Source organism: Nocardia canadensis (genome assembly GCF_032656385.1).
Classification (GTDB): Bacteria; Actinomycetota; Actinomycetes; order Mycobacteriales; family Mycobacteriaceae; genus Nocardia; species Nocardia canadensis.
The window spans coordinates 224,630-235,293 of sequence record NZ_JAVCWB010000005.1 but is presented as its reverse complement, the minus strand read 5'-3'; the positions used below and the strand labels follow the sequence as shown (position 1 = coordinate 235,293).

At 67.8% G+C, this 10,664-nt stretch carries 8 protein-coding genes and 1 rRNA gene; 1 reads left to right on the top strand and 8 read right to left on the bottom strand.

Translation table 11 applies throughout. The features are described from left to right. Window positions 1-4 precede the first annotated feature (4 nt). The 8 genes from Q7X29_RS12555 to Q7X29_RS12520 form a co-directional block, all read right to left on the bottom strand. Window positions 5-1,521: ribosomal RNA gene (locus tag Q7X29_RS12555) — 16S ribosomal RNA — on the bottom strand. 541 nt (window positions 1,522-2,062) lie between these two features. Further along, window positions 2,063-3,349: a tyrosine--tRNA ligase gene (tyrS, locus tag Q7X29_RS12550; RefSeq protein ID WP_316574127.1), complete on the bottom strand. Its 1,287-nt coding sequence runs from the start codon at window positions 3,347-3,349 to the stop codon at window positions 2,063-2,065. 70 nt (window positions 3,350-3,419) lie between these two features. After that, window positions 3,420-4,295 carry an alpha/beta fold hydrolase gene (locus Q7X29_RS12545; RefSeq protein ID WP_255587627.1) on the bottom strand — a complete coding sequence of 292 codons (876 nt, stop codon included), beginning with the start codon at window positions 4,293-4,295 and terminating at the stop codon, window positions 3,420-3,422. A 159-nt stretch (window positions 4,296-4,454) separates the two neighbouring features. Next, the gene (locus Q7X29_RS12540) at window positions 4,455-4,880 is read right to left on the bottom strand and encodes a DoxX family protein (protein ID WP_316574126.1); all 426 of its coding nucleotides are present in this window, start codon (window positions 4,878-4,880) and stop codon (window positions 4,455-4,457) included. Between the two features lie 73 nt (window positions 4,881-4,953). After that, window positions 4,954-5,586, bottom strand: coding sequence for a DNA-3-methyladenine glycosylase (locus tag Q7X29_RS12535; protein ID WP_316574125.1), 633 nt, complete (start codon window positions 5,584-5,586; stop codon window positions 4,954-4,956). A gap of 34 nt (window positions 5,587-5,620) precedes the next feature. After that, window positions 5,621-6,769 carry a low temperature requirement protein A gene (locus Q7X29_RS12530; RefSeq protein ID WP_316574124.1) on the bottom strand — a complete coding sequence of 383 codons (1,149 nt, stop codon included), beginning with the start codon at window positions 6,767-6,769 and terminating at the stop codon, window positions 5,621-5,623. A 54-nt stretch (window positions 6,770-6,823) separates the two neighbouring features. After that, window positions 6,824-7,702 (bottom strand): RNA polymerase sigma-70 factor, encoded by an 879-nt coding sequence (locus Q7X29_RS12525; RefSeq protein WP_316574123.1) that lies wholly within the window; start codon window positions 7,700-7,702, stop codon window positions 6,824-6,826. A gap of 32 nt (window positions 7,703-7,734) precedes the next feature. After that, the gene (locus Q7X29_RS12520; protein WP_316574122.1) at window positions 7,735-8,913 is read right to left on the bottom strand and encodes an NAD(P)/FAD-dependent oxidoreductase; all 1,179 of its coding nucleotides are present in this window, start codon (window positions 8,911-8,913) and stop codon (window positions 7,735-7,737) included. 212 nt (window positions 8,914-9,125) lie between these two features. Between Q7X29_RS12520 and Q7X29_RS12515 the strand changes: the two genes are divergently transcribed. Further along, window positions 9,126-10,646, top strand: coding sequence for a multicopper oxidase family protein (locus tag Q7X29_RS12515; protein WP_218718136.1), 1,521 nt, complete (start codon window positions 9,126-9,128; stop codon window positions 10,644-10,646). Window positions 10,647-10,664 lie beyond the last annotated feature (18 nt).

The following is a 10,664-nucleotide window of genomic DNA, read 5'->3' as shown; positions in this document are numbered from 1 at the left end:
TTAGAAAGGAGGTGATCCAGCCGCACCTTCCGGTACGGCTACCTTGTTACGACTTCGTCCCAATCGCCGATCCCACCTTCGACGGCTCCCTCCACAAGGGTTAGGCCACCGGCTTCGGGTGTTACCGACTTTCATGACGTGACGGGCGGTGTGTACAAGGCCCGGGAACGTATTCACCGCAGCGTTGCTGATCTGCGATTACTAGCGACTCCAACTTCACGGGGTCGAGTTGCAGACCCCGATCCGAACTGAGACCGGCTTTAAGGGATTCGCTCCACCTCACGGTATCGCAGCCCTCTGTACCGGCCATTGTAGCATGTGTGAAGCCCTGGACATAAGGGGCATGATGACTTGACGTCGTCCCCACCTTCCTCCGAGTTGACCCCGGCAGTCTCTCACGAGTCCCCGCCATTACGCGCTGGCAACATAAGATAAGGGTTGCGCTCGTTGCGGGACTTAACCCAACATCTCACGACACGAGCTGACGACAGCCATGCACCACCTGTACACCGACCACAAGGGGGCCTACATCTCTGCAGGTTTCCGGTGTATGTCAAACCCAGGTAAGGTTCTTCGCGTTGCATCGAATTAATCCACATGCTCCGCCGCTTGTGCGGGCCCCCGTCAATTCCTTTGAGTTTTAGCCTTGCGGCCGTACTCCCCAGGCGGGGTACTTAATGCGTTAGCTACGGCACGGATCCCGTGGAAGGAAACCCACACCTAGTACCCACCGTTTACGGCGTGGACTACCAGGGTATCTAATCCTGTTCGCTACCCACGCTTTCGCTTCTCAGCGTCAGTTACTTCCCAGAGACCCGCCTTCGCCACCGGTGTTCCTCCTGATATCTGCGCATTTCACCGCTACACCAGGAATTCCAGTCTCCCCTGAAGTACTCTAGTCCGCCCGTATCGCCCGCAAGCTTGGGGTTGAGCCCCAAGTTTTCACGAACGACGCGACGAACCGCCTACAAGCTCTTTACGCCCAGTAATTCCGGACAACGCTCGCACCCTACGTATTACCGCGGCTGCTGGCACGTAGTTGGCCGGTGCTTCTTCTACAGGTACCGTCACTTGCGCTTCGTCCCTGTCGAAAGAGGTTTACAACCCGAAGGCCGTCATCCCTCACGCGGCGTCGCTGCATCAGGCTTTCGCCCATTGTGCAATATTCCCCACTGCTGCCTCCCGTAGGAGTCTGGGCCGTGTCTCAGTCCCAGTGTGGCCGGTCGCCCTCTCAGGCCGGCTACCCGTCGTCGCCTTGGTAGGCCATTACCCCACCAACAAGCTGATAGGCCGCGGGCCCATCTCGTACCGATAAATCTTTCCACCACAAGACATGCATCCTGTGGTCATATCCGGTATTAGACCCAGTTTCCCAGGCTTATCCCGAAGTACGAGGCAGATCACCCACGTGTTACTCACCCGTTCGCCGCTCGTGTACCCCGAAGGGCCTTACCGCTCGACTTGCATGTGTTAAGCACGCCGCCAGCGTTCGTCCTGAGCCAGGATCAAACTCTCCGTTGAAGACTCTTGAAACACTCCGAAGAGCGAATCAGAAATATCTAAACTAGAGTCCGAAAACCTAGCAATGCCGAACACCAGCAAAAGTTTGCTGACATTCAAAATGTCCGACCTCGTCAACCGGGGGGTATGAGAGGCCGGAACCAATAATAATATTGGCACTGACATTCATCGACACACTATTGAGTTCTCAAAGAACACACGCACAAGCAAAACCACCGGCTCTCGTCCGGATCTTCTGCAGGGCAACTGTTCCAGCCTAACTGTGCTTCCAGGCGATGTCAATCGTAACGCTGGTCACGCAGTCGAGGCAACGCCAGGCGCTCCCCGTCCTACCTCGTTGTCCCTTGCCCGCCGACCCTCTGGATCAGCGTCTCGGCTCCGGGTTGGTGTCCGTGTCGCTCTGACTTCCAATAAGTTACGCGCCGGAAAACGCTGCGTCAAATCGCCTGGACAGCAGGGCAACTGCGCTGGTCAGCGCCGTGTGTCCGGCCCACGCGCAGGCCTGAATCACACGGGTGTGACTCAGGCCTCCACCGCGAGATCAGGCTATGCGACGCACGCCGGCCATGTTCTTCTTGCCCCGGCGCAGCACCAGCCACTCGCCGTGCAGGTAGTCGGCGTCGGATGGGGTCCAGTCGATGTCGCCGATGCGCTCGTTGTTCACCGACGCACCGCCCTCGGTCACCACCCGCCGGGCCGCTCCCCTGCTCTCGGCCAGGCCGGAGGCGACGAGCAGGTCGACGATCGTGTTCGGTTCGCCGGGCACCATTTCGGCGACCTTGCCGTCGATCGCGGTCTCGCGCAGCGCGGCCCCCAGGGTGGACACCGGCAGGTCACGCAGTTCGCCGCGACCGAACAGGGCCTGGCTGGCCAGTTCCACCGCCGCGGTCTCGGCTTCGCCGTGCACCAGCGTCGTCATCTCGGCGGCCAGGCGCTTCTGGGCCTCGCGCGCGAACGGACGTTCGGCGGTGGCCTGCTCGAGCGCGTCGAGTTCCTCGCGGCTCAGGAAGGTGAACCAGCGCAGGTAGCGCACGACGTCGGCGTCGGCGGTGTTCACGAAGTACTGGTACCAGGCGTAGGGGCTGGTCAGCTCGGGGTCGAGCCAGAGGCTGCCGCCGCCGGTGGACTTGCCGAACTTCTTGCCGTCGGCCGAGGTCACCAGCGGCACGGTGAGCGCGTGCACGTGCGCGCCGTCGACGCGCCGGTTCAGCTCGACGCCGGCGATGATGTTGCCCCACTGGTCGGAGCCGCCGACCTGCAGCGTGCAGCCGTACTCGCGGCGCAGCTGCAGGTAGTCGTTGGCCTGCAGCAGCATGTAGCTGAACTCGGTGTAGGAGATGCCCTCACCTTCCAGCCGCCGCTTGACGGTGTCGCGGGCCAGCATGACATTCACCGAGAAGTGCTTGCCGATGTCGCGCAGGAAGTCGACGGTCGACAGCGGACCGGTCCAGTCCATGTTGTTGGCGATGATCGCGCCGGTCGGCGAATCGTCGAGGTCGACGAAGCGCTCGAGCTGGGAGCGGATGCGGGCCGCCCATTCGGCGACGGTGTCGGTGGAGTTCATGGTGCGTTCGCCGACGTCGCGCGGGTCGCCGATCAGGCCGGTGGCACCACCGGCGAGGACGATCGGCCGGTGACCCGCGCGCTGGAAACGCTTCAGGGCGAGCAAGGGGACGAGGTGACCCGCGTGCAGGCTCGCCGCGGTGGGGTCGAAGCCGGCATACAGGGTCAGCGGGGCGGCGGCGGCCGCGGCTCGCAGTTCGTCCAGGTCGGTGGACTGCGCGATCAGGCCGCGCCAGGTCAGTTCGTCGAAGATGTCGCCGGTCACGGTGTTCCATCTTTCCGTACTCGTTCCGCCGCCCGCGCGCAGGTCGGGCGGTGTTCGACGAACGGGGCGCTCAGACCCGAGCCCGGGTGACCCAGGCGGTGAGGTCGGCCTCGACCTGGTCGCGATCGACCTCGTTGAGCACCTCGTGCCGGGCGCCCTGGTAGATCCGGTAGGTGATGTCGGTGAGCCCGGCGTCACGGTAGCGCTGGACGAGCAGGTCCGACAGCCGGGTGCCGTCGTTGAGCGGGTCCTGGTCGCCGACCATGACGTACACCGGCAGGTCGGAGCGCACGGTGCTCGGATCGGTCAGGCGCTGGTAGGCGGTGGTGGCCAGCAGCGCCATATTGGCGTCGTCGACCGCGAAGCCGCACCACGGGTCGGCGATGTAGGCGTCGACCTGAGCCTCGTCGCTGCTGATCCAGTCGGCGTCGGTGCGGGTCGGCTGGAAGCGCGCGTTGAAGAACGTGGTCAGGTCGCCGCCCGCGGCCACGATCGCGTCGAACAGCCCGTCCACCGCCGTCGAACCGCACAGCACGGCCTCGTCGACCAGGTCGGAGTGATCGAGCAGGTACTGCTGCACCGCGAAGGAGCCGAGGCTGTGCCCGAACAGGGTGAGCGGCAGACCGGGATGACGCTCGCGCAGCAGACCGGTCAGCGTCACCTGGTCGGCGACCAGCAGGTTCCAGCCGTCGGGGCCGAGCTGCCCGGGTTCGGAGAACATGCTGTATCCGTGACCACGATGGTCGGCGGCGTAGACCGCGTAGCCGAGGCCGGCGAGCGTGGCGGCGAGGTGGCTGTACCGGTCGGAATGCTCGCCCATCCCGTGCGCGATCTGCACGACGCCCACCGGTTCGGCAGCGGTGGGCGACCAGCTCCGGACGTGGATGGTGATGCCGTCGCTGCTGGTGAAGGTGAACACGAAGTCTCCTGCGAAAGGGGCGGGCATGTAGGCCTCGATCGTCGCATCGGAAGTGGCCTGCGTCCCATAGGATTCGCCAACGAGTTCCGCGCCGAGACCTTGTGCCCGCGGACAACCCACCGTTGTCCGCGGACGCCGAAAATCGCCGGACCAGACGGTCCGGCGATACTCAGCGCGGTCGGCGACTCACCGCACCAGCGAGGTGAGGCTGCCGCGGCGCTCGTAGGCGATCCAGGCGAAGATCGCGGCGAGCGCCAGCGGGAAGATCGCCATCGAGGGCGCGTCGGCGATGAAGGCCTGAGTCGCGGCGGCGAGCACGGTGAGCACCGACAGTCCCGCGGCGGCCAGGGTGGCCAGCCGCGGCACCATCAGGCCGATGCCGCCGGCCACTTCGGCGACGCCGATGAAGATGAGCAGCCCCATCGGGATGGTCAGGTTGGCGGGGGCGTTGTCCATCAACAGGTGCGGGATGACCAGCTTCGGCCCGCCCGAGGCGATGATGAAGAACAGGCCGAGCACGACCTGCATGGTCCACAGGACGCGGTTGCGGATCTTGCCGGGGCGGTAGGCGGTGCTGGAGAAGGTCGCGGAAGCGGTGGCGGTGGTGGTCATTTCGTGTCCTCCGGGTCGGTCGCGCTCGGTGGGTAGCGCGTTCACCAGATAGGACGGACCGGTTCCGCGGAATTCATCGCCCCCGGGAAGAATTTTTCGGCGCGAGTTCGGGAGCGCGTGGACTGCGGCGGTAGACCGACACCGCCGCCGACGGCAACCAGAACCGCCACGGCACCTCGGCGGCGACACTCACCCCGACGCGCGGACCCGCCTCGATCCGCGTCGCCGCGACCGGTTCGGCCAGGTGCAGCCGGATCTCGGCGAAGGGATCGAACAGCTCGGTTCCGTAGTCGGCCAGGCTGATTCCGAGCGCGCTGCCGACATTGCCCGGTCCGCGCGCCAGATCGGCGTCGCTGCGGGCCGCGGGTCGCCGTTCGCGAGCGATCTCCCCGCCGGCGACCACCTCCCCCGCCCGGATCAGCACCGCGCCGGCGATTCCGTCGAAACCGGTGGTCACGTTGACGCACAGGTGGATTCCGTAGGAGCGGTACACGTAGAGCCGCCCGGCGGGGCCGAACATCACCGCGTTACGGGCGGTCGGCCCCGGCCAGGAATGGGCGGCCGGATCGGGCCACGGGCCTGCCGGATCGCTGCCGTAGGCCTCGACCTCGACGATGCGCAGCGACACCGGCCCGGACGACAGGGTCGCGCCGAGCAGCCTGCGCGCGGCGGTGGGTGGATCGACGGCCAGTTCCTGAGCGGACACGACCGCCATTGTCACCCATCCCGGCGCGGGCGGGTCAGGCGTAGGCGCTGTGCTGACCCGCGCGCAGAATGCGCCGGTCGTCGAGGATGACGACCGCGTAGGCGAGGGTGACCAGCGCGGCGAGCTGCACCCACGCGACCGTGTACACCCCGATCGGCGCGGTCGCGGCGACCACGACGGCCCCGATCAGCCTGGCGCGGGCACCGGCCAGGCCGAGCGTCGCGCGGAACCAGGCCTGGCCGGCGAAGTAGAGCGCGACACCGCCGGACAGCGCGCCCGCCGCACCCCAGCCCACCGGCTCGTCGCCGTGCGCGATGCTCAGCGCGATGCCCGCCGAGGTCAGGATGACGCCGATCAGCAGCGGGTAGTAGGCGTAGTCGTAGGCGACCAGGGCCGGGCGAACCCGTTCGGTCTCCGGGCGTGCGGCCAGGGCGTGTTCGCCGCGTTCGTCGTCGAAGCCGAAGTAGGCCCACCACAGCACGTACGCGAGCGCCAGACCGAGGGCGACCATCGCCATCAGCCCGACCGTGATCGGCTCCTCGGCCAAGCCGACACCGAGCGCGACGATCGACTCACCGAGCGCGACGATGATCACCAGTCCGTGCCGTTCGCAGAAGTGCGAGGCGCGCACCACGAATCCGCCGGCGTCGACCAGGTACGGGCTGAGGATTTGCACCGCGAACGCCGCCGCCCACAGCAGGTACTGCACCGGCGGATGGGTGAATCCGCCGCCGAGGACGAGCGCGGCCGACAGCGCGTTCAGCGGCCCGATCCGCCGGATCGCCAGGCTCGCCGACGCGCCTCCCGCGGAGGCGAACATCGCCGTGTGGATCGCGGTCACCAGCGCGTACCCCACGCCGAACGCGATCCCCGTGCCGTGGAAGGCATCCGGCACGGCGAGCGCGAGCACGAAGAACGCCGACATGCCGACCAGCAACCAGGTGCGGCGCGAGGAACTGCTCGGCGCGACCTCGTTGGTCAACCACACGTACCCGCCGTACATCCACCAGATCACCCCGAACATCAACGCCACCTGCAGCAGCGCCTCCCAGTTCGGGTGGTGCACGAAGACATGGGTCAGCTGGGTGATGGTGAAGACGAAGACGAGATCGAAGAACAGTTCGAGGGTGGAGACCCGCACCTGCCCGCCGTCGAGGCTGGGCGCCGGAGATGTATCTGTCACCGGCGAATAGTAGGTCGGCGGCGGGAGCGCCGCGCGGCATGGCGACCGGTCGGTTCAGCCGAGCAGTTCGGTGCCGCGGTAGAGCCCGGCCAGCTTGCCCGGGTTGACCTGGAAGCGCAGATTCTGGATGCGTCCGTCGACGAGGTCGAAGGTGAAGGCGGCGCCGGGGTTGCCGCCGAAGGAGGCGAGCGTGCCGAGTTCGCCGTTGATCTCGGCGGCGCTGAGTTCGGCACCCGCCGAGGACGGTTTGGCCAGCACGCCGAGAATCCAGCGGGCGACGTGGTCCGGGCCGTAGAGCGGCCTGCGCGCCGCGGTGACCACGCCACCACCGTCGGACCAGCAGGTCACGTCGGGGGCCAGCAGGTCCATCAGCGCGTTCAGGTCGCCGCCCGCGCAGGCGGCCATGAACCTCTCGGTGATGTGGGCGCGCGCGGCCTTGTCGGTATCGAAGCGCGGACGCCGCGACTGCACGTGGTTCTTGGCGCGGTGCGCGATCTGGCGCACGCTCGCCTCGGAACGGTCCAGGGCCTCGGCGATCTCGGCGTGCGAGTAGCCGAAGACCTCGCGCAGCAGGAAGACCGCGCGTTCGACGGGGGTCAGGGTTTCCAGGACCACCAGCATCGCGGTGGAGACGGTGTCGGCCAAAGCGGTGTCCTCGGCGATGTCGGGTGAGGTCAGCACCGGCTCGGGCAACCAGGGGCCGACGTAGGTCTCGCGGGTCACCCTGGCGGAGGTGAGCCGGTTAAGCGACAGGTTGGTGACCGTGCGGACCAGGTACGCCTTCGGGTGATCGACGGCGGCGCGATCGGTGGCGTTCCACTTGATCCACGCGTCCTGCAGGATGTCCTCGGCATCGGTGACGGTGCCGAGCATGCGGTAGGCGGTCGAGAACAGCAGCCTGCGGTGCTCGAGGAAGGGATCCTGGTCTGGCATGGGGTCAACCATGGCATGCTCGCTCGGTTCGCTCACGCGGTGGCGCGAGTCGCCTTGCCGCCCTTGGACAGCTGGACGTTCATGATCATCTTCCGGCTGGCCTTGAACGTCGGGACGGGGCTGCTGCTGACCATCTGCTTGTAGGTCCGGGCGGCCCAGCCGGTCAGGTAGAACCGGCGCGGGGTGTCGTCGGCGTTGGTGAACTGGATGACCGCGTCGCGGCGGCCCAGGCTCACCGGCTGGTGGAAGTAGCCGAACCGGAACGGCCGCACCTGCTTGCCGCGCAGCTCGGCGGCGATCGCGTCGGCCGTGTAGGCGGCGGTGGGCAGGCCGCTCTGGCAGGTGCCGTGGATCTGTCCCCAGGCCTGGTGGATCGCGGCGGCGTCACCGATCGCGTGAACCGTGGGGTGCGACAGCGACTTCAGGGTGGGGTCGACGACGATCAGGCCGCGCTCGTCGGTCGCGATGCCCGCCTCGGCGGCCAGCGGCGAGACCCGCACGCCACTGGTCCACAGGGTGAGATCGGCCTCGACCCTGGTGCCGTCGGCGAGCTCGACCGCGTCGGGCAGCACCTTGGTGACGCGCAGGCCGGTCGCGCGCACGATGCCGAGCCGGTCCATCACCCTGTTCAGGTGGGCACGCGCCTGCTGCCCCATCATGGCGCCCGGCTCGGACGAGCTGATCAGGGTCACACGCAAGCCCGGGTGGCTCTCGGCGATCTCGGTGGCCGCCTCGATGCCGGTCAGGCCGCCGCCGCACACCGTCACCGCGCCGCCGGTCGCGGCGAGCGCGGTGAGTTCGCCGGCGAATTCGTGCGCCAGGCGAGGATCGTTCAGGGTCCAGGCGTGCTCGGCGACACCGGGGACGGTGGTGGTGTCGGTGGTGCTGCCCAGGGCGTAGACCAGTTCGTCGTAGGCGAGCTCGCCGATGCCCTCGACGTGCACACGGCGCGCGTCCGGGTCGACGGCGATCGCCCGGCCCTGCACGAAATCGATCCCGGTGCCGGCGAGCAGATCCGGGATGTGGTGGTTCGCCAGTTCCTGACCGGCGGCGATCTGGTGCATCCGCAGCCGCTCGGTGAACCGCGCCGACGGGTTGACCAGGGTGATCGCGACGTCGAGCTTGCGGGTCCGCCGGGCAAGGCGGATCGCGACCAGCATGCCGGTGTAGCCGGCGCCGAGGACGACGATGCGGTGCGTGGTGGTGTTCATTGCGGTGCTCCTTGTCGGTGGGATGTCGATAGGACAAACGACCTCGCAGGAACGTGACACCTCGTCTTTGTGACTCACATCACACAACCTGCCGGTGACCCGGAAATCCACGGTGACCAGCCCGGATGTCGATCCGATCAGGGTGCGAGCCAGGGTCGGGTGGGGGAATCATCCCGATGTGCGCGCCCCGGCACCGTCCCTACCGTCGGGACATGGCTTCCCCTTCTCGCCCCGGCCGCGTGCGCCGGATACTGCTCGGCGCGGGCGCGCTCGCCCTCACCCTGGTACTCGCGATCGCCGGGCTGGTGACCTGGACCTGGGCCCGTGCCGACGTCTCCACCGTCGGCACCACGGAATTCGCGCGGCCGCTGGCGATCCCCCCGCTGGCACCCTCGACCGTCGACCCGGACGGCGCCCGGGTGTTCGCCCTCGACATGCGTTCCGGCACCACCGAATTCGAGCCCGGCCGGTCGACCGAGACCTGGGGATTCAACGGCAGCTACCTCGGCCCGACCCTGCGCGCGGCGCGCGGCGAGCAGGTGCGGGTCCGCGTGCGCAACCAGCTGCCCGAGGCGTCGACGGTGCACTGGCACGGCATGCACCTACCGGCGAAGATGGACGGCGGACCGCACCAGATGGTCGACGCGGGCCAGACGTGGACACCGGAATGGACTGTCGCGCAACCGGCTTCGACGCTGTGGTACCACCCGCACCCGCACGGCGCGACCGAGGATCACGTCCGCCGCGGCCTGGCGGGCCTGTTCCTCGTCGACGACGACGCGGCGACCGCCCTGCCGCTGCCGGACGCCTACGGCGTCGACGACATCCCGGTGATCGTGCAGGACATCCGCCTGCGCGGCGACCGCTTCGACGGCAGCCACGCGACCTTCCGCGATGTCGGCTTCCTCGGTGATCGACTGCTGGTCAACGGCACCCTCGCGCCGTACCAGGAGGTCGGCGACGAGCTGGTCCGGCTGCGCCTGCTCAACGCTTCGACCGCGCGGATCTACAACTTCGCCTTCCGCGACAGCAAGCGGTTCTCGCTGATCGCCTCCGACGGCGGCCTGCTCGAACGTCCGGAAACGATGACGGCCGTGCGCCTTTCGCCGGGCGAGCGCGCCGAGATCGTGGTGCGGATGCACCCGGGTGAGCGCGCGGTGCTGCGCAGCGAGCAACTCGACGTCGGCCTGGACTTCTGGACCAACCGGTTCTCCGGGGGCGACGACCGGTTCGACGTCCTCGAGCTCAGAGCCGCCGACGCGCTGCGCCCCTCCCCCGCGCTGCCCGACACCCTCGTCCCGCCGTCGACGCCGGACGGCTCCGACACCGCGGTGGAGCGCCACTTCGATCTCACCCTCGCCGGCATCAACGGCGCGCCGATGGCGATGGACCGCGTCGACGCGACCGTCACCCGCGGCACGACCGAGAAATGGGTGGTCCGCAATGCCGACGGGATGCCGCACAACTTCCACGTCCACGACGTGCAGTTCCGGGTGCTCGACTACGCGGGCGCCCCGCCGCCGCCCGAGCTGACCGGCGCCAAGGACACGATCTTCCTCCCGCCGAACACCACCGCGACGCTGGCGCTGCGCTTCGACGGACCCGCCGACCCGGACACGCCGTACATGTATCACTGCCATCTGCTCTGGCACGAGGACCTGGGCATGATGGGCCAGTTCGTGGTCGTCGAGCCTGGTCAACAGGCCGGGACACCCCCTCGACACGCGCACTGACCCTTGTCCCGCCGACAG